At 38.4% G+C, this 19,907-nt stretch carries 16 protein-coding genes and 1 pseudogene; 13 read left to right on the top strand and 4 right to left on the bottom strand.

Going from position 1 to position 19,907, the window contains the following annotated elements; genetic code table 11:
- Positions 1–9 precede the first annotated feature (9 nt).
- Together ltrA and ACEWFJ_RS19815 are read right to left on the bottom strand one after the other, a co-directional pair.
- A complete protein-coding gene (gene ltrA, locus ACEWFJ_RS19820; RefSeq protein WP_473689650.1) occupies positions 10–1,992 on the bottom strand; it encodes a group II intron reverse transcriptase/maturase in 1,983 nt (660 codons plus the stop codon).
- A gap of 785 nt (positions 1,993–2,777) precedes the next feature.
- Positions 2,778–4,043: a Y-family DNA polymerase gene (locus ACEWFJ_RS19815; protein ID WP_473689649.1), complete on the bottom strand. Its 1,266-nt coding sequence runs from the start codon at positions 4,041–4,043 to the stop codon at positions 2,778–2,780.
- Between the two features lie 218 nt (positions 4,044–4,261).
- Between ACEWFJ_RS19815 and ACEWFJ_RS19810 the strand changes: the two genes are divergently transcribed.
- From ACEWFJ_RS19810 to ACEWFJ_RS19770, 9 genes are all read left to right on the top strand, one after another.
- Complete coding sequence (locus ACEWFJ_RS19810) at positions 4,262–4,672, top strand: hypothetical protein (RefSeq protein WP_473689648.1); 411 nt, start codon at positions 4,262–4,264, stop codon at positions 4,670–4,672.
- Between the two features lie 266 nt (positions 4,673–4,938).
- On the top strand, positions 4,939–6,687 hold the full coding sequence (locus tag ACEWFJ_RS19805) for a sigma 54-interacting transcriptional regulator (RefSeq protein WP_473689647.1): 1,749 nt from the start codon (positions 4,939–4,941) through the stop codon (positions 6,685–6,687).
- 313 nt (positions 6,688–7,000) lie between these two features.
- Complete coding sequence (locus ACEWFJ_RS19800) at positions 7,001–8,599, top strand: ATP-dependent acyl-CoA ligase (RefSeq protein WP_473689646.1); 1,599 nt, start codon at positions 7,001–7,003, stop codon at positions 8,597–8,599.
- Positions 8,600–8,642: 43 nt separating this feature from the next.
- On the top strand, positions 8,643–9,434 hold the full coding sequence (locus ACEWFJ_RS19795) for an enoyl-CoA hydratase (protein WP_473689645.1): 792 nt from the start codon (positions 8,643–8,645) through the stop codon (positions 9,432–9,434).
- A gap of 121 nt (positions 9,435–9,555) precedes the next feature.
- On the top strand, positions 9,556–10,995 hold the full coding sequence (locus ACEWFJ_RS19790) for a GntP family permease (protein WP_473689644.1): 1,440 nt from the start codon (positions 9,556–9,558) through the stop codon (positions 10,993–10,995).
- Between the two features lie 598 nt (positions 10,996–11,593).
- Positions 11,594–12,769 (top strand): MGDG synthase family glycosyltransferase, encoded by a 1,176-nt coding sequence (locus tag ACEWFJ_RS19785; protein WP_473689643.1) that lies wholly within the window; start codon positions 11,594–11,596, stop codon positions 12,767–12,769.
- A 31-nt stretch (positions 12,770–12,800) separates the two neighbouring features.
- The gene (locus ACEWFJ_RS19780; RefSeq protein ID WP_473689642.1) at positions 12,801–13,454 is read left to right on the top strand and encodes a TVP38/TMEM64 family protein; all 654 of its coding nucleotides are present in this window, start codon (positions 12,801–12,803) and stop codon (positions 13,452–13,454) included.
- 70 nt (positions 13,455–13,524) lie between these two features.
- Positions 13,525–13,965, top strand: a complete 441-nt coding sequence (locus ACEWFJ_RS19775; protein ID WP_473689641.1) for a polysaccharide deacetylase family protein — start codon at positions 13,525–13,527, stop codon at positions 13,963–13,965.
- Between the two features lie 118 nt (positions 13,966–14,083).
- The gene (locus ACEWFJ_RS19770) at positions 14,084–14,212 is read left to right on the top strand and encodes a hypothetical protein (RefSeq protein WP_473689640.1); all 129 of its coding nucleotides are present in this window, start codon (positions 14,084–14,086) and stop codon (positions 14,210–14,212) included.
- 336 nt (positions 14,213–14,548) lie between these two features.
- On the opposite strand, the gene ACEWFJ_RS19765 is transcribed toward ACEWFJ_RS19770, so the two are convergent.
- Positions 14,549–15,292: a hypothetical protein gene (locus ACEWFJ_RS19765; protein WP_473689639.1), complete on the bottom strand. Its 744-nt coding sequence runs from the start codon at positions 15,290–15,292 to the stop codon at positions 14,549–14,551.
- 32 nt (positions 15,293–15,324) lie between these two features.
- Positions 15,325–15,900, bottom strand: coding sequence for a patatin-like phospholipase family protein (locus ACEWFJ_RS19760; RefSeq protein WP_473689638.1), 576 nt, complete (start codon positions 15,898–15,900; stop codon positions 15,325–15,327).
- A gap of 490 nt (positions 15,901–16,390) precedes the next feature.
- Between ACEWFJ_RS19760 and ACEWFJ_RS19755 the strand changes: the two genes are divergently transcribed.
- From ACEWFJ_RS19755 to ACEWFJ_RS19740, 4 genes and pseudogenes are all read left to right on the top strand, one after another.
- Positions 16,391–18,277: an EAL domain-containing protein gene (locus ACEWFJ_RS19755; RefSeq protein ID WP_473689637.1), complete on the top strand. Its 1,887-nt coding sequence runs from the start codon at positions 16,391–16,393 to the stop codon at positions 18,275–18,277.
- A gap of 3 nt (positions 18,278–18,280) precedes the next feature.
- Positions 18,281–19,009 (top strand): hypothetical protein, encoded by a 729-nt coding sequence (locus tag ACEWFJ_RS19750; RefSeq protein ID WP_473689636.1) that lies wholly within the window; start codon positions 18,281–18,283, stop codon positions 19,007–19,009.
- A gap of 396 nt (positions 19,010–19,405) precedes the next feature.
- A pseudogene (locus tag ACEWFJ_RS19745) lies at positions 19,406–19,573 on the top strand (contact-dependent growth inhibition system immunity protein); the annotation flags it as partial.
- 98 nt (positions 19,574–19,671) lie between these two features.
- Positions 19,672–19,845, top strand: coding sequence for a hypothetical protein (locus ACEWFJ_RS19740; protein ID WP_473689635.1), 174 nt, complete (start codon positions 19,672–19,674; stop codon positions 19,843–19,845).
- Positions 19,846–19,907: the final 62 nt, after the last annotated feature.

The following is a 19,907-nucleotide window of genomic DNA, read 5'->3' as shown; positions in this document are numbered from 1 at the left end:
TGATAAATTCTAAGCAAACAACGCTAGTTGTTCATAATTTAATCCCACTTCAATTTGTGATTCAATACAGATTTCCTCGTTTTTGACTAGCTTTCGCAATTTGTTAAGTTTGTCTAACTGTTCCCCATTGAGTTTTAGTTCATTGAGTAGTTGGTTTATGGCTTCTTTCTTGGTTGCGTGTATTAGTCTATGAACACTTGGTTTGATGATGATAAGGTTTTTGTAGCTGTCATCCTTTGTTTCACTCCATAATTGCTTATGGTGACAATGGATATCCCAGGGCAAGAGTTTCTCGCCTGTTACACTGCATTTACCTTTTTGAGCTACGTAAAGAGAAATTCGATTGTCATTGTATTCAACGGTTGTCCGTCCATTTATGACTGGATTTTCTCTTAGCCATTTTAGTTCTGTTTCGGTTATGTCTGCCAAGTTTTTGTGTATCAAGGCTCGCCCTTCTAAGGTGTACTTGTTAATAGCTTGCTTTTTCATCAACGGACTTTTGTGTGAAATATAAGAGATTGGTAGGATAGGACACTTCATGAGATATCTCATCATTTTTGACTTTAGATATGGTTTGATACCTTTGTCTTTTCCTTCATATTTTCCTATATTCGTGTATCCATTAGTGTTGCTTTTTCCTCTTCTTGTTGGCTTAGGGAAACGGTTATACATCATATAGTCGAGTTCTAGACCCATTTTGTTGAAGTCTAGGCTGACATGCGTTGCTATTCTGTAATAGTTATGCTTGCCAATGACAATGCTATTGTATAAATTGATTCCTTTGATTGCTTCAATAGAGTTCGGGGTTTTCTGTATTTTTTTCACTTGTTTTGCTAAATCTTGCTTCGTCTTTTCCAGTGCTTTTGGAGATACGTGTGTTTCTGCAATATATCGTGTGTTTCCGTTTTTCCGTTTTCCTTTCTTTACAGCTTTGAGAGAGAAGCCTAAGAATTCACTCTCTTGCTTTTTCAGATTGGTAACCTTGGATTTTTCGGTTGAGATAGGCAATTTCAAGCGTTCTTCTAGCCACATTTGGCATGCTTTGAATATTTTCTCTGCATTGCTTCGTGTGTTTGTGAAGATTTTGAAATCATCTGCGTACCTTACGATATACATAGGTTTCATATTAGAGTATTTGGATAGGACTCCTGTTACGCAGTCGTTACTCCAGATTCCATCTTTGTATCTTGGTTGTACCTTTCGGGCTTTGAATGTTTCCCACTGTTTGCTTATCCACCAGTCAAATTCATTAAGGTTGACGTTTGCAAGTAGTGGGCTAAGGATTCCTCCTTGTGGAGTTCCCTTTGTTGGAAACATTGTTGTACCGTCAGGCATTTGCACTGGTGCTTTCAATATTTTTCGGATAATGACGAGTAATTGTTTGTCCCGTATACCCAGTGTCCATATTTGGCGCATGAGTTTGGCATGATTTACTTCGTCGAAAAATCCTTTAATATCCACGTCTACCACATAAGTAAGGTTTTGTTGGTTTACCTTTTTAGTGCTATCCGCTATGGCATGTTCTGCACTTCGGTTCGGGCGGAATCCGTAACTTCTATTACAAAATTGGGCTTCGCAAATAGGTTCCAAAACTTGAAGAATACATTGTTGGATAATTCTATCCCACATACTTGGTATTCCCAGAGGTCTTGTTTTTCCGTTGGGCTTAGGTATTTCCTTCCGTCTTACCTTTTGTGGTTGGTAGTTTTGAAAGCGTCTTTTCACTTCATTCAAGAAATAGCTCTGTTCCATTCTCTCAATATCCTTGATGTTTATGTTGTCACAGGCGGATGTTTTACTCCCTTTATTTCCTTTTATGTTACGAAAAGCGAGGAGTATATTTTCGTCTGATGTGATAGTAGGCATCAGTTTCTTGAAAGAATTTCCTTTGGTTGCTTTCTGGTATAAGTCGTCTAGGACAGTTTGAATACCGTAGTATTCGTTGTGTCTAAGTTTCTTATCCTTTAGCGTGGGCTTAGATTTGTCATTCATGGTCTATCACCTACTCTTATATTGATTTTTGGTGACCTTTTGAGTCTTACCAGAATCCATGCAAGATTAGATGAAAGTTCAGTTCCTCCAATATAGGCTTGTGGCTGTTCCTCCAGTTCCATTACAGAACCTTCTCGGGTCGTGCCACTACTCTCACTACTATTAAGAATACTTCCCTCGGTTGTCCGTTTCGTATTCAACTATATCCGCCGATAGAGATTGCTCTCAACGTTAGTAGCTTTCGACGTTCCGTTCAGACTATCATTGTTTTAAAGGTCATAAGACCTCCGATTTAGGTGCTTGCTATACCACGTGTCTAGCTCCGTTGCCTATAACAACGTTAGGATTGTTACAGCATGAATTATTTCAATCCGTTAGACAAGTCTTATTTTCAGACTCCGAATCATTTCTGACCCGTCACAATATCGAGGCGTACATTCGCAAGTTCGTCAGTGTTTACACATTCTCACCATGTCGGTTGACAGCATACAATACTTTATCAGTTCCATTTGGTTTATTATTCCGAATGGCTTTCGGTTGCCCTATAGGGTACTTCGGATAGTGATTGCATTTTTCACCCTGCTTCCAACATCACGCTATGCCTAGCGTATGCTGTCGGGAATCTCACTGGGAGAGTTTCGGGTCGTTACTCCTTCATTCCTCTCACTTGTCTGAACAGTTATCCTGTTCTTGTAGCCTTGGCTTATTTCTTTAAAGAACAGTCATCGTTTGTCGCTGAAAACGTTGTAATACCAACGTTTCGCTTAGCCGATAACGTCTCGCACTCATGCTTTGTGTCCTCCAATAAGCGTATCTCTGTATCTTCCTGTTGCTGCAGAAGTATAAGACACACCTCGTAAAATGCTATTCTTACCGAACCTTGTTCGTATTTCATCCATAGTTCTGGCTAGTATAATTTCTCTTTCTCTCATTCGTATGTCATCGAAAAGACTAATTTGTTCTTCACCCTCGTTCACTAAATTAGTTAGTGCAATGCTTATTGTACGAATCGGTTCCCCTGTATGGAGTTGCTTTAAAAACATGAAACAAACACGGTATATATCTAAAGTTAAATTTATAGGTCGTTCCAATGTACAAGATTTTTTGAATCCGCCTGGATAGTCTTTGCTATAGCTAATGGAAAACTGTATAGTCCTTGCCAATTTTCTTTTTCGCCTCAATCTATAACAAACTTCTTCGGTATGTTCTAAGAGAATTGGCTGAACCTCATCTATTTTATAATCTCGCATGAGTATTTGACTTTTACCGATTGAAGTCTCATTCGGTATATACTTTTCAGAAATTAGACTAAAATCAATGCCATTACTATGTAAGTGAAGTTCTTCTCCAATGATACCGAATGAGTCCTTTAGGTACTTGATAGGGTAATGGGCCAGATCGCCGATCGTATGAATACCTTTTCGATTTAACTTCGCCTCGGTTTTACTCGATATTCCCCAAAATTTGCTGAGTGGACGAATTGGCCATAGTTTTTCCGGCACATCTTCATAACTCCAATATGCGATCCCGTCAGCGTTCTTTTTCGCTTCTACATCAAGGGCAACCTTACTCATTAATAAATTAGGACCAATTCCAATTGTGCTATCAATACGTGTCTTATGATATATTTCTCTTTTGAACTTCATAGCAAATTCGTATGGAGTTCGTGCGAACAGATGTAAACTTGCTGTAATGTCCATAAAGAATTCATCAATGGAATACTGGTGAAAATCTTCAAAAGTAACGTATTGTAGGGCCAATTTTGTTATGTAATTCGAACACCTTATATAAGTCTCCATTTGTGGATTGACAATAAGTACGTCGTACCGCTGTGGAATCTCATATAACCGACTCATCTTTTTAACTCCTATTTTTTTGAGAGGAGGGGCTGCAGCTAACACAATCGAACCTTGTCTATTCACATCGCCAACAACAGCTAGTTTTGTGCGCAATGGATCGAGACCCATTTTGATGCAGGAAACGCTAGCGTAAAAACTTCGTAAATCTACACATAAGATGTTCCGTTTTGGTAAAAGAGAATAGTCATACAAAGTAATCACTCCTAATACTGAGAACGTTTGTTCTTATTATATACGAACTTATGTTCTTTTAGAAGGGGTAACTTCATTTATTTACCACTTGATAAAGATTTAATCAAAAGAGAGTCTATTAAGTGTTAATGGAAAATTTATGCTATTTTTACACTTCGTCAATATTTATCTATTAAAATTTTACATGTAATTAAATACAGTAAGAGGAGACGAAGAAAATGAAACAGGTGCAAATTTGCGAGATATCAGTATCGGAAGGACAGGAATTAATAGCGCATATAGCAGAAGTGAAACGCGGTCATAATACGTATCATTTCGAAATTAATAAAGCAATTGATTATATTTCAGTATACTTTATTGATGGAAATCAACGTCGATTTAATATTACTAGTGTTAAAGAAATGCTTATGATGATAGATAACGAGGTAGAACAGAAACGTTATCGTAATATCATAGATGATACGGATTGGTTACTATTAGATGGTATACAGAATTTTCGTAGGATGACGAAAGAAGAGGAAGCAGCCTTTCTTTATTTAAAGAAAAACGTGTTAGATGAAATGGTAGCAAGTTTAGAGGAGAAACTACGCATTCCGTTGTACATTCTGAAACCCAATGCGAAACATTAAGGATCATAGATATAAAACGCCGACTCAACAAGCGAATGTTTAGCTGAGTCGGCGTTTTATTATATTCATAACTAAACTTCAAGAAAGTCATGAACGGCTATAAGGAAGATAATTGTGCATCTAAAATTGTAATTCGCCTATAAGCCCACTAATCAACTAAATGAACTGTTAAATAATTTTAGGAGTTCCAAGTATTTTACAAGGTGTTGTAAAATGGATATATATTACATAAGAGAAAGAGCGTTATTTGATAGGGAGGTTTTCAAATGCATGTTGATGAAGGGGTAAATCTGCAATTAATCGGCCATGCTCTTCAGTTAATGGATAACGGAATTGCCGTCATAAGTCATGATGGAATCATCACATTCAGCAACCAATCATTCTGCAGTATGTTAAACAAAACAGAAAACGACATAGTGGGCAAGCGCATATCAACAATCATTCCCGACAGTAAAAAGCTGTTAGTCAATCAAAATGATAATCTGTATAAGTATGAGTGTAAGATCGACAATCAATTGTTCATCGTGAACGAATCCCCGGTATATCAGAATGAGAAAAGACAAGAATCGATTGTAATACTGGAAAACAAGCACAGTAAGGAAAAAAGCGTACAGTCCTTGGAAACTATCATCAGTCAGTATGAAAATGCTTTGAATTTGCTGTCTGAATGTATTTTAGGGGTGGATGAGCAAGGAATCATCAATTTCATAAGCGGTTCTTATGCGCAATTTTTGGGAATCAATGACCCAAAGGAAGCAATCGGAAAGCATTGTACGGAGGTTGTTGAGAATACGAGGATGCATATTATCGTGAAAACGGGGAATGCGGAAATCGGGCATATTCAGCGAATAAACAATCGGAATATTATTGCAATTCGCATACCTATTGCTAAGGAAGGGAAAATCATTGGTGCCATAGGCAAAATTATGTTCCATGATATACAGCAGTTTAAGGCTTTGGCGGATCAGATTAGCACGATGGAATCGAAGCTGTCATACTATGAGTCTGAATTAAAACGGCTGCAACGGGGGAAGCTTTCATTTCAAAGTATTATAGGAGAGAGCGAGAAAATGAACGAAGTGAAGGCTATGGCCTTAAAGGTTTCAAAAAGCCGGTCTACCATTTTGATAAGAGGTGAGAGCGGAACAGGGAAAGAGCTCTTTGCCCATGCGGTTCATAATGCTAGTCCGCGTGCTGCAGGTTCATTTATTCGTTTGAACTGTGCCGCGATTCCGAGGGATCTTTTGGAGGCTGAACTGTTCGGTTATGAAGAGGGCGCCTTTACGGGAGCAAAAAAAGGCGGAAAGCCCGGGAAGATTGAACTGGCCCATAATGGAACGTTGTTTTTGGATGAAATCGGCGATATGCCGTTGGACATGCAGGTGAAATTGCTTCGCGTTCTTCAAGAGAAAGAGATTGAAAGAATTGGCGGCACGAACATTCGCAAGATTGATGTCCGTTTCATTGCGGCGACACATCGAAATCTCATTGAAATGGTTCAAAAAGGGGAATTTAGAGAGGATCTATATTATAGGTTGTATGTTTTTGCGATTGATATTCCTCCGTTAAGAGAAAGAAAGGAAGACATTATACATATAACAAAATTTTTAATTCAGAAATTGAATGAGGAGTTTGGAAGCAGTGTCATTTCATTGGATGAGAGAGTGAGAGATATATTCATGGAGCATGATTGGCCAGGGAATATTAGGGAGCTAGAGAATGTGCTCGAACGATCGATGAATGTTGTTGAAGGAACGATTATTCAAGTGCATCACCTTCCTGTCTACTTGCGGAAAAAGGGTTTGCAAGAGGAGCTGTATCATGAAATGTTTGCAGTGGATCAAGATGAGATTGAGATGAATTATTCGTTGTACATGGAAGTGGAATCAGCTGAAAAACGGGTGATTGCGAGAGCTTTGGAAAAAACATCTGGAAATAGAAAAGAGGCAGCCGAGCTTTTAGGAATTCACCGGGCCAGCTTATATCGGAAAATAGACAGATATGGCATACAATGAGGAAATGGAAAGGGCAAACAGGCCCTTTTTTTGTTTGGGCTGTGGATGTCGATAGAGTGTACAGCAATATTCACCGTCGCGTTTTTGCGACGGTGTCTTACATATGCGACATTCATAAAAGAGTCATCGTTATCATTTGTAGCATAAATGCGACACATGCAGGTGTACATATAAGGGCTTTGGCAGCATGTCCCTGAAGAAATAAGGAATTTGGTAATGATTAGAGTTTTGGCATACCTCTTGCTATATAAAAATAAAAGCCTCGTAATTTTGGGGATAAAAAAGAGTTTAGCAGAAAGGGGAATAGAAGCCAATGATGGAGAATTACAGCCTGCCACATTTTATTATGCAAAGTATCGAAAAGACACCAAATAAAGTGTATTTGCAATTCGAAGAACAAAGGGTCACTTATGAAGATCTCTATCATCGGATCACTAGGGCCGCAGCGGGATTTCGTGAGCTGGGCATCCAAAAAGGTGACAAGGTTTGTATTATGCTACATAACGCTCCTGAATATCTGGATGTGTGGTTTTCTTTATCTTTTATGGGAGCAATCGCGGTGCCTCTTAATGTGCATTTAAAAGGAGAAGGCCTGCAGTATATTTTATCCCATTCCGATTGTAAGTTGATTATCGTTGATCAGGACTTTGTTTCTCAAATTGCTTCTTGTTTGTCATTTATACAAAGAGAAATCCAAATTGTCGTTTACGGCAATAATGAAAGCGTCATCATGATGAGGGATGGTGAAGAACGACCGGTAATCGGATTGAAAGATGTATTGAATACAAATTATCACCATTTTCCAAATGAAGCTGTTTCCTCCTCTTCTATCAACAGTATCCTTTACACCTCTGGAACGACTGGATTGCCTAAAGGGGTCATGTTAAGTCATTCTGCTTATGTAAATTCCGCACAGTCATTCGCCGATCATATGGTTGGCGCGAGTTCAAAAGATATTTTATTTACAGCGTTGCCCTTATTCCATATTAATGCCCAAGCCCATACAGTGCTCGGTGCTATGCATTCCAATGCGACGATCGCTCTTGGTAAGCGTTTTAGCGCTTCTCGTTTTTGGGATGAAATCCGCTATCATGGCGCAACGATTTTTAATTCTTTAGGATCCATGATTCCGATTCTCTGCAAGCAGCCGGAAAAGGAGAACGATCATGAAAATCCTGCAAGGGTGACGGCATGTGCCGCTACGCCTAAAGAATTTTGGAAGCCGTTTGAGGAGAGATTCGGCGTTCGGATCGTTGAAGGCTACGGATTAACGGAGACGACCGGTTTTTGTTTAACGAATCCATTGAACGCCAATAAGCCGCCTTCTATCGGAAAACCGTATTCCTACGTAGAGACGAAAGTCGTCAACGAGGAGGGAGACGAAGTGCCGATTGGTGAAATCGGGGAGATTATCATCCGTTCCTCACAGGCAGTCATGGAAGGCTACTATAAAATGCCGGATAAAACGGAGGAGGCGTTGGAAGGAGGATGGTTCCATACAGGAGATCGCGGTTATCGGGATGAGGAAGGTTACTTATACTTTTGCGATCGGATCAAACAATGTATCCGGAGGCGCGGAGAAAACATCTCTTCTTGGGAAATTGAAAAGGTCGTGAACAATCATCCGAAAGTTCTTGAATCAGCAGCTATCGGCGTTCCGTCGGAAGTAGGGGAAGAGGATGTCAAATTATATGTGATTTTGAAGCAAGGAGAAACGATGTCCCATGAAGAGATTATAGATTGGTGTCAAGAACGCATGGCTTATTTTATGGTACCGCGATACGTTCAGTTCAGTGAATCTTTCCCAAAAACCGCGACGGAACGGATTCAGAAGTTCAAGCTGAAGGAGGAAGGAATCGGTGCTGCTTGGGATCGTGAGCAGGCCGGATATGTAATCACAAGAACAAGCTGAAGATGATTGTTTTCTAATTACATGTTGGAAAGAAGGGATCGCATTGGAAAATAAGCAGGTTGTTTCATGGTCCAAAGAAAAAGGGATTGCGACCATTACCATTGATAATCCTCCTGTTAATGTATTGAGCTATGCTGTGATTGAACAACTGTCGGCAGTGGTCGATGAAATTGAACGGGATGATGAAGTGATTGTTGTATTGATAACCGGTGCTGGAGAAAAAGCCTTCGTTGCCGGAGGGGATATCAAGTCATTTCCAGAATGGATTGGAAAAGGAAGTGAATATGCAGAGGAAAAGTCATTGTGGCTTCAGAACCCGTTAAATAAAATGGAAAGACTGCCGAAGCCTGTAATCGCTGTTATTAACGGATTAGCGCTTGGAGGCGGGTGTGAGTTAGCTTTATCCTGTGATTTACGGATTATGGAAGAACATGCCCGAATCGGGCTTCCGGAAGTTAAGCTGGGCTTGTTTCCAGGGGCGGGAGGAACGCAGCGTTTGCCTCGCTTAATAGGGGCTGCAAGGGCAAAAGAAATTATGTTCACCGGTGAACCGCTCACTGCTGAAGAAGCTTGGCAAGCCGGTCTGGTGAATCATGTTGTTCCCCGTGGTGAAGCACTGAATAAGGCGAAGGAGTTGGCCGCGAAGATGGCTCGTTTTTCTCTTCCGGCTCTATCTTTAATGAAGCAATCTATCAATAAGGGGCTGTCCCTTTCTCTTGAGGAAGGGCTTAAAGTGGAAGCCGAAAATTTTGGCTACGTATTTCAAACGAGTGATGTAAAAGAGGGAGTGGAAGCTTTTATAGAAAAAAGGATGCCGCTTTTTCATCATAAATAAAAAGGTACGGCTGCAAATTTGCAGAAAGCAGCTTCATACCCGGATGCCTGTTAGGGACAGGCATCTAACGATATATACAAGAATTTAAGAAAATCCATTTTTATTGAGGGGGATTGGAGTTATGGATTTATTGATTGTGTTGTTATCGCTCGGCCTGCTTATATTTCTAGCTTATCGGGGGTTCTCCGTGATTCTGTTCGCTCCATTGTGTGCTTTGCTGGCTGTGTTTTTGACAGAGCCTGGGCATGTTCTTCCGTTCTTTTCCAATGTCTTTATGACGAAGATGGTCGGATTCATAAAATTATATTTTCCGGTGTTTTTGCTTGGTGCGATATTCGGTAAATTGGTTGAAGTCACTGGTATAGCAGAGAAAATCGCGAAAATCATCGTCCGTTTTATAGGCGCGAAACGAGCGATTCTTTCCATCGTGCTGATGGGAGCGATTCTTACATACAGCGGTGTAAGCTTATTTGTTGCAGTATTTGCAATTTATCCATTTGCGGCGCAGTTATTCCGCGAAGCTGATATTCCGAAACGTCTCATTCCGGCGACAATCGCATTTAGTGCATTCACGTTTTCCATGGATTCACTTCCTGGATCTCCTCAAATCCAAAATGTAATTCCGACTACGTTCTTTAAAACTAATATTTATGCAGCCCCGACATTAGGAATCATCGGTGCATTGTTTATCTTTACATGCGGCATGCTGTATTTGGAAAGGTGCAGGAAGAAGGCCGCTGCTAATGGTGAGGGTTATTTCGGGAAAAACGGTGCCACTTCTGAAATGGCTGCTACAACTAGCATTAGTCAAGCTGCGCCAACGCCGATTGTTTCAGGAGATGCTATTACAGTTGGTCACTGGATAGCTTTCCTTCCGCTTGTGCTAGTCGGTGTGATGAATAAAGTCTTTACAGAATTCATCCCCGTTTGGTATGCAAACGGATTTGATTTTGCGACTATAGGTTTGAAGGATTACGGAAAAATTGATATGGCGCAAGTCGTAGGCATTTGGTCAGTGGAAATGGCGCTTCTTATCGGCATACTGACTGCTGTATTATTAAATTTCCAAGCGGTAAAAGAACATTTTCAATCTATTACAAGCGTGGGTGTAAGTGGTTCTATTCTAGCTGCCATGAACACTGCAGCTGAGTTTGGCTTCGGTGCTGTTATAGCAGCTTTACCCGGCTTTGTCATGATTCAAAATTATTTGACTGGGACATTTTCAAATCCTTTGATCGGCGGAGCGGTCATGACAAATATATTGTGCGGGCTGACAGGCTCAGGATCAGGTGGAATGAGCATTACATTAGGTTTGATGGCAGAAAAATATATTGAAGCGGCAACCAATTTTGGTATTCCATTAGATGTGCTGCATCGTGTAATCGCAATGGCGGCAGGAGGTATGGATACTCTTCCTCATAACGGAGCAGTTATAACTTTGCTTGCAGTTACAGGCTTAACGCACCGGGAAGCTTATAAAGAGATTTTCGGGATTACTTTGATTAAGACGTTAGCTGTTTTCGTTGTTATTGGAGTTTATCTGGTGTTTTCTATTGTGTAGGCGGGAGATTTATTGATTGTTATAAATACCATAGCTATCAAGCTAAGATTATGTATAAATTTAAACAAAAACAACCATTATTTATGGATATTCCATGAAATAATGGTTGTTTTTATGTCTTTAATATAAAATCCGAAAAAGGAATATTTTAGTTATGTGACGTAATGATTACCATATACAATGATAAGTTAAGAATAGGTTGATGCGTTCTTTTTACTTAATATCAGTAGATTCTTTGCCTAAAAATGCGACAAACAAGATACTAAAAAAGAATGTGAAGAAAGAACTATACCATTAAAAATAACATAAGAATATTATGTATAGAAAAAGCCATCTAATTGTTAGATTAGATGGTTTTTATTTATAAAACAACATGTCATTATGGATGTTATAACCGTCATTGTATTGGTTGAATGTTTATTTAAAATGGTAGAGCTTGTGTATAGGTGGTTGTAATTACCGAACCGTACAGTAAAACATGTTGCCAAGAAATCTTTTTCAGTTTAGCCATTAGTGTTGAGATGAACCACTGGATCATGTGGGGCACTCGAAACCAATAGATAAAAGTTATATTAAGACTTTAAAGGAGCAGAGATCAATGGAGGTAGTAAGTAAAGAAAAAATTTTAATCCTTACCGGAAATTATGGGGACGGTCATATTCAAGTAGCTCAAGCTCTACATGAAGCGATACAAATTCGATTTCCGACATTAGAACCGGTGATTTTTGATTTTATGGAATGGGTCCATCCCTATTCTAGTCATGTAAGCCGTTTCCTTTTCCTTGAAGGAGTAAAAAAGTTCCCTCAGGTGTATGGGTATATTTATCAAAAAACACGGAGAGTGAACACTTTATCCAATTTGATAAAGGCGATTTTCTCTACAGGTTTCGGACGATTGCTAAAATTGATTGAAGAAGTGCAGCCAACCATCGTAGTCAGTACGTTTCCTTTGGCAGCAGCTGTGATGTCAAGGTTGAAATCCTATGGTTTAACCGATATTCCTACTGTAACCACGATTACTGATCATACAGATCATAGTTGCTGGATTTATCCTTTTACGGATCAATATATCGTCGGCTCAAGTATTGTCCGCGATTCTCTGATTAACTTAGGCGTTAAAGAGAATCGGATTGCTCATACAGGGATTCCCATTCGACAGCAATTTTCTCAGTCCTTTGAACGAGAGGAAATTTTCGAGAAATATGGTTTAGATCCTCATATTCCTACAGTGTTAGTAATGGGGGGCGGTTATGGCATGATTGGTGCTGGAAGTTCCACATTTCAGGAGTTTGATACGTTATCGCAGCCTATTCAATTCATCATTGTTTGTGGACATAATGAAAAACTCCGTATGCAATTAAAGGAAAAGTTAAAGGATTCCAAACATCACATCCATCTCACTGGTTATATCAATTACGTTCATGAGTTAATGGCTATTTCCGATCTAATGATTACAAAACCAGGAGGAGTCACTACTTTTGAGGCGATTGCCATGGAGTTGCCTATACTTCTTTATAAACCTATTCCCGGTCAAGAACAGGATAATGCTACATTTTTAGTTCATTCAGGCGTGGCGATTCAAGCAAAAACGGATCGGGATTTAACCGATCATTTATCTAAATTACTGAGCAATGTAGAACTACTTCAACAGATGAGGGAGAATTCGAAACAATTTCATCCTAAAGAATCTGCTTTTGCATCAGTAGAAGTAATTATTCATACAAAAGAAAACAATTACAATGGGCATGACCTAATGTATTCGTTTGGTTCATAATTAATTAATAAGGTGAAATATGGGAATTTTAATGTTTACGTCATACAAGTTCAAGAAACCAGCAGCTCGCTCTCTATCTATTGGAAGTTTAATTATCTTCTTACTTCTTATAGGAATATATTTATATTTTCTTCATACAGGATCGGCAAAGGTGTGGATTGAATCCATTCGTCATCTCGGTGTTTTCGGGATATTGTTAGGTATTATGATTCAAACGGTTGTCAATGTAATACCTGTGCCTGGCGAATTTGTTTCTCTTTTTCTTATAGAAATATACGGTGCAGTTGCAGGTGGATTCTATTCGTGGATTGGCGGGATCTTAGGAGCAGTCCTTGCGTATCATCTATCCAATTGGTTCGCTCGTCCAATCATTGAATCATTGGCTAAACCTTACCTGGTAAAAATAGATCGTTGGTTACAAAAACAAGGAGTTACAGGGCTTTTGATTCTGCGTTTTGTACCGTTGGTTCCTTATCATTTCGTCAACTATACGGCAGGTATATTGGGCGTAAACAGAAGGGCTTTTATATGGACGACCGCCTTCGGGATATTGCCTTATACCATATCGGTAAGCAGCCTATTTGCAGGGGTGCGTTATGGAAGATTCATTCCTTTTGTACTTGGCGGCGGACTTTTTATCTTGTCTTTTATCTTAAGTATTGTCCTACGAAGAAAAATGGATTAAGGCTCTTATCAAGCACTTCTAAAATGAACACTGCAAGAACAGAAATTATAGAAAGGAGATCGTGTAGGAAATGGTTAAAGTTATTTTACTGGTGTTGTTCTTATTAGCATTATATTGGTTTGTTCCATATATTCTTACTACCGGTCTCGGTATCGGGGTATTAAAAAGGAAAGATTCTTCTGCAAAAATTGCTTTTACTTTTGATGACGGTCCAAATCCTATTTATACTCCGCAGCTATTGGACTTGTTAAAAATAAATAATATGAAAGCGACATTTTTTGTCGTTGGTTCGAAAGCGGAACAATACCCTGAGTTAATTGAAAGAATGCAAGCAGAGGGGCATTTAATAGGAATGCATAATTACGTGCACAAGTCCAACTGGATTATGGCCCCTTGGACGATAAGGCGGCATTTAAGGAAGAGTGCTTCCATCATTGAAAAAATTACTGGGGAACGTCCCGTCTATTATCGTCCGCCGTGGGGGTTATTAAACTTATTCGATTTTTTCTAATGAAAAAGTATAAGATCATCCTATGGTCGGTAATGGCAGAGGATTGGCGCAGTAAAGGCGGCAGTGAAAAAGTTAAAAAAGACTATTACGGGATATAAAAAATGGGGATGTCATCCTCTTGCATGATTGTGGAAAAACCTTTGGAGCGGATGAACATGCTCCTATGAATACGATTCATGCATTAAAAGATGTCTTTAAAGAACTATCAAGCCGAGGTATGTCTTGTGTGAGAATTGATGAATTGTGATGTTAGACTGAATAGTAGACACGGATTATAATGAGACAAAATTAAACATGAGGTGTCAAATGACATGGCAATGGAGTTAAAGAAAGTAAACATATAAGTGTAAAGTAAAACCGTCTGCAAGGGCGGTTTCTTTTTTGAGATTCCCTCTTATTATTTTATGTTTATTTATAAAACAAAGATATAAAATGACGCAGAATACTATTCTACGTCATAATAATTCGAACTTTAAAATGCTCTGTTCTTAAAAAACGCTATCCCTTTTTGTATAAACACACCAAAGGGATAGCGAGGCCATCATGTTTAAAATATGATACAAGCCATAAAGTATTTCTTCTCTCAAGATTCCTTACTATCATGAAGTTTTTGAAAAAGACTGCCAGTAAAGTGATGTTTGCCACCTGATCGTAGTATATCTGAAAGTTGTTTTATATTTTCCGATGCGAATGTAGGAATCGATATGTTTTGTAAACTCTTCATATAATCTGGTAGTAACGTCCGTAAAGCAATGTCCATTCGAATTTCGCCTGCACGTATCAATGTTTGAATTTCACTATCATGGAAACCATCCAAATCCGTACGCAGCCCCGCTAATAATGTTTCTATATTCTCTTGATCTGAAGGAGGCGAATAAAATTGGTAGTCTGGTAAGGAAACATGGTCAGTATAAAAAGGGTTGCTGTTTGGATCTAATAAAGTTTGAATAGGTTTGCTAAGAATGAGCTGTAATCCTGGATAAGTATCTGGATCTAGATTACGTAGCATTTTTCTTCTCAATATTACAATTTGACTATTAGATGTATCTAAAATGCGTTTGTTTAATTCAAAATGTGTGGGTTTTTCATCTTCTTTCCACTCTTTTTCAGCCGCAGAGGCATCAAAGACGAAGTATATCTCATCGGAATTTTTGGGAATAAATTTCATAGGTTCTTTTCTATGTTTTGCAAGAGGAGGATATCTATGTTTATTATTATCGGGTACTTCCTGATCCGATAATATCAATGGTTCAGTTCCAATATTATCGAAAACTCCTCCGTCTGAAAACCAAAGGGTGTCATATTTTTCTAATGAACTCCCTTGCATTCGATTTTCTGGGTCGCTAAAGATTCTATCTGCTACTGATAAAGAAAAAGGGAAAATAATAATGGAAAAGCTGCTGAAGTAGCCACAGCATAAGAAACAGAAATGTCATCTATATTATTTGTTTGTCCTATATATGTTCCGTACATATGATCATTTGAAAAATAAAACATCCGCATCGTATCTAAACAAGTTGTATTACAATACCAGGTGATCGGAAGATTTTGTAATTCCTCCATTCGTACTCCTTCACAAAGGTATTCATCAAGTAATGTTGGAAGTGCATTACTACATTTCTCCCGAAGAGATTTAAAAGATAAGACTTGTTTTGTAAAAGAATTTGTAATCAATTTTGTGCGAAGATCGATTTGTCCTAATTTAACTAAGGGAGTAATAACACGCTCTTCAAAATCAATCACATTTCGAAATTCGCCACATTTATGTAAGGCAAGCATAATAGCTGCAGCAGTGATACTACCTCCAGAAACAGAGCTGATACTGGATACATATTTATCTAACTTACATTCAACTAGCCGTTTATATCCCCCTAGTGCATAAAATGAAGCCCGAAATCCACCACCAGAAAATGCTAATTTCAGTTTTTTATTCAAAATGCATTCCCTTCTTTCATTACTCAAATATGTACATTTGAAATAATCTCCAACTGTAGGAGCAAGTATGCAGTACGTGTATTTATAAATTAATGATATCATCGTAGTTCTTTATTATTAAGGGGAAAGAATTTGAAGATGATAAAAATCTACAAGTATCTTATTTCAGCTGTATCCAATTTAGAGATAGGTGTTAATGTATTGATTCAGTACGAAATGCACATTTCCTTTCGTGCAAGGAGAGCAGTTATTGCTCTAAAGATTCAAAAAGCCGTTTACGCTATGAAAGTGGGAACGGCTTTGTTTGTGCAAATTTCCATTCTCACTGCCTCGAAAAAGGTATTTAGTTATATATTTCTTAAGTTTCATAGTACGAATGTAAAGGGGTACAGCAAGTGGACTTAAAGAGGCAGCTTATTTTTATAGAAATTAATGTTAGGATTATTTAGAATATGAATATAAGGAAATCAAGATTTATGGGGGGAGCGGCATGGATAGACAGGAGCTAAAAGAGTGTCAAAATCGACTTGACAAATTCAGGTTTGAAAAAAGCCCGAAAATACATAGGAGAATAAGTACAGGAAAATCGGGGGCGGAAATCTATATTGCCCAAATTACAGAAAAGGAAGACGGCAGGAGACGTAGGCTGCCGACCCTTATCAAGATTACATCGTTGGAGGAGGGGACTAAAGAAATAGAGGCCTACAAACAAGCATTGCACTTAGCCATTAAAAACGAACTTGATGATTGTATTCCGAATGTTGTAGATGTAAAAGAGTTTGAGGGTATGCATGCGGTCATGTACGAGTTTGCCGGTACGAGCGAAAGCTTTACAATCAATGAAGCTATTTCCAAGCAGATGGCAGTGGACTATAAGGAAATCATATCCGAGGTGCTGCGGTTTTCCTACGAGTGGGATTCGGAAGAAGAGTTTCATATGTGCCCTTATGAGGCGATTGTCAAAACACTAGGAAAGCAGCGGTGGGAGACGCTGATAAGTCCTATTAAGGAGTTTGGTGTGGACACGGACAAAAAAATCTTAGGGTTTTACGGCGGTAAGGTGTTTCCGAATCCATTAGTTTATTTGTACAACAAAAATCTTTGGAAAGAAACGAAATTGGATATATTGCTTTGCCATGGACATGGGGACTTCCATGGGAATAATATTATTGTCAAAAATAAAAGGGATGCAAGTTTGGGGATTATTGACTTTGCAGAGCTTAGGGAAGAAACGAATATGTTTTACGATACCCGTTACTTGGAACTCCACCTTTTGTTGGATTGCTATCCGTTGGAGTCGAAAGAGAATCAAGATAAATGGATGCAAGTATGCGAATATTTGACTAGAGACCTTGTGAAAGAGACTAGTCAAAAGATAGAAATACCGGATGGAATTACGCCGTTTGATAAAATTTTACCTCATTTTGGCGAAGAATATATTGAGTTTTTCGGCGGTGGTCCGCTGTTGCAAGATTACCTTCCTTCCTATTATCTTGCGGGAGTTTGTACTGGTTTGATTTACGCTAGAAGAAGGAAAATCGACAAGGTTAAAAGGTTTGCTGCCTTTATTTATGTGTTGTTCAACCTGAGAGAACTCATGAGATGTCTTGGCATTGGACTGCCTAATGAACAATCTTTGCCATTGGCATGGCCGGATAGCGGGGACAGACAAGAATTGCTGCAAATATTGGGGGAAGAAAAGATTCATTTATATGCACAGCCTATTGTGAACACACGGACGGGAAAAGTGGATTTTGTAGAGGTTTTCACGAGATTCAACAGTAAAGTTCCGAACGACTGGTTCAATGTAGCAAGAAGAAATGATCTTTTGAATCAACTCACTATTTTGTCATGCCAAAGACTGGTTAGCGATTCCAGTTATCTTGAGAAACTGAATATATTAGGTGTCTTTTTCAATTTAGAAGCGGATTTACCGGAAGAGATAATAAGAGAATGCATTCGCATTCTCAAGCAATGTAATATTCCTGTTTTTATTGAAATAACAGAATACGAGAAGAAAGATCCGCACCTTTGGAAGACGATTGGTGAAGAAGAACAGGTGAATATTGTGATAGACGATTTCGGCGATCAGACGGCCAGGGATTTGGAAGAGATACAAGTTCTGCAGCCGAAGTTCGTTAAAATGACAATGGAAAACGTCGAACAGTACTATTCACTGATCAACAACATAGATAGAAAATATATCAGGAAACTGATTGTAGAGCGGGTAGAGGAAGAATGGGAGCTGTCGCGGTTGATTGAGGACGGGATCAAGTACGTACAAGGATGGATATTCTCTGTCGCCGAAGAAATTTGCAACTTGCCGATAGAACAATGGAATAAGGGATTTTTACATGTAATAAAGGGGCGTGGATAGAAAATGGGAGAGAAGACAACTCTTATGTTAGTGGAGCATATTATTAGCGGAACTATGTTTGTTTTCGGTTTATTTTTGCTTATTTTTTCCGCAACCGATATTGATTTGGCGAGCGATGCAAGCAGCAAGTTCTTTTCCAAGCTGAAACTTGAGGATATTTTGAAATATGCGGTACTTTTTTTGCCGCTTCTTTATACGATTGGAATAATAGTAGATCACTTTATAGACAGCCGTTTTAGACGTATAGAGAAGAAAATTAAAGAATCTATACTAAAAGATAAGAAATATACAGGCAGACTGCTGTATTACTTAACAAATGATGCCCATCAAAAGTACTTGCTCGATTCTATCAGGACAAAGATTAGACTAACGAGAACCGCAACATGTAATTTTGCCCTTTTAACAATAGCCTCGGCTATATTTACATACTTGAAGCTAAAGGGAATCATCGACTCGAAACAAAATTTTTACGTTATTCTTATAACCGAGCTAACAGTTGGACCAGCCTTAGTATATTTGTCCTTCAAAGTATGGCTTGAACAAGTTCGGTCATTCAATAACAAGTTAAATAAGGGGTTTCATTATATTCATACGTATGGGATAAGCACAGAAATGCACTTTGTAAAGGGAATTAATGAGGGAATTGGCGATGAGAGTATGGAAGCAGACAGAATAAGCGGGGGACAAGCTCCAGTTGGGTTTGACAATGAGGCAGGGACGGTTGAGGTGTGATGCGAGTATAGTGGAAAGTGGAAGGGAAGATTAAAAATCAATTTGAAGGTGCGATTCTAAGAGTAAAAGGGATAGCAGGTATGCTTGACGTTATATTTTGTTTATGAGAATTATGAACACGCCATGTGTAACGCCCATTCACTTTGTGATTTAAAACAGGTTTACGAACAAACGAAGCAAGCATGGACACGGGAGATAATAGGATTGGGTTAGGAAATAGATCAAATCTTGTAAAAAGGTTTGGTGTTTTTGGTTTTATATTAGGAAGTGAATAACCTGGCTAATAAGTTGAGTCATATCCAAGTACTTAATAGGAAAGGATGGATTTAAATTTTTTCTAAAGTAATGTAGATTATGTGCAAAACTTAAGCAAAATAACGATACATTATTTATTTATCTATACAGGAGATAACTGTATTTTTAAAAAGTGATTTATCCACATAAGAAAAAGAAGAGTTTATTGAATATTATACTGAAATTTATTTCCCTTCCTTAAAACTTACTCCGATAGAATGGCTTGAACAAACAGTTGAAACGTTAAAAAAAGTATTAAAAAATACTTAGTAAAAATCGACCGCCTTTTTTAAAGGTTTTGAAACAGTTGAAGAATTAGAGTTAAGAGATAAATTATCAAAATTCTAGTGAAAAGGTAGATTAATTATATGTTTTTAGGATTTCAATGGTTTCCAAAAAAATGGGGAAAAAGAAAAGTTTCGGAACAGTTTTTTCAATCAAAGTTTGCTGATGAAGGTAAAGGTATTTGGATTACCACTTATGCTATAGATTTGTATTTTATATCTATTCCTTTAAAGGTAAAAAAATATAATTCACTTTAATAGGGGTACCGTCCCATCACCATCAAGCTAAGATTCTGAGACACCCCCATAACGAAAATTTT

It is taken from the genome of Bacillus sp. EA-CB0995 (genome assembly GCF_055814245.1).
The sequence above is the reverse complement of the archived record's forward strand: the minus strand, read 5'-3'. Positions and strand labels throughout refer to the sequence as shown.

Coding starts and splice junctions, on each gene's coding strand:
- ACEWFJ_RS19740 (WP_473689635.1), top strand. CDS start 19,672: ATGTTTTTAGGATTTCAATGGTTTCCAAAAAAATGGGGAAAAAGAAAA.
- ACEWFJ_RS19785 (WP_473689643.1), top strand. CDS start 11,594: ATGGAGGTAGTAAGTAAAGAAAAAATTTTAATCCTTACCGGAAATTAT.
- ACEWFJ_RS19805 (WP_473689647.1), top strand. CDS start 4,939: ATGCATGTTGATGAAGGGGTAAATCTGCAATTAATCGGCCATGCTCTT.
- ACEWFJ_RS19810 (WP_473689648.1), top strand. CDS start 4,262: ATGAAACAGGTGCAAATTTGCGAGATATCAGTATCGGAAGGACAGGAA.
- ACEWFJ_RS19780 (WP_473689642.1), top strand. CDS start 12,801: ATGTTTACGTCATACAAGTTCAAGAAACCAGCAGCTCGCTCTCTATCT.
- ACEWFJ_RS19750 (WP_473689636.1), top strand. CDS start 18,281: ATGGGAGAGAAGACAACTCTTATGTTAGTGGAGCATATTATTAGCGGA.
- ltrA (WP_473689650.1), bottom strand. CDS start 1,992: ATGAATGACAAATCTAAGCCCACGCTAAAGGATAAGAAACTTAGACAC.
- ACEWFJ_RS19765 (WP_473689639.1), bottom strand. CDS start 15,292: ATGCAAGGGAGTTCATTAGAAAAATATGACACCCTTTGGTTTTCAGAC.
- ACEWFJ_RS19800 (WP_473689646.1), top strand. CDS start 7,001: ATGATGGAGAATTACAGCCTGCCACATTTTATTATGCAAAGTATCGAA.
- ACEWFJ_RS19755 (WP_473689637.1), top strand. CDS start 16,391: ATGGATAGACAGGAGCTAAAAGAGTGTCAAAATCGACTTGACAAATTC.
- ACEWFJ_RS19775 (WP_473689641.1), top strand. CDS start 13,525: ATGGTTAAAGTTATTTTACTGGTGTTGTTCTTATTAGCATTATATTGG.
- ACEWFJ_RS19790 (WP_473689644.1), top strand. CDS start 9,556: ATGGATTTATTGATTGTGTTGTTATCGCTCGGCCTGCTTATATTTCTA.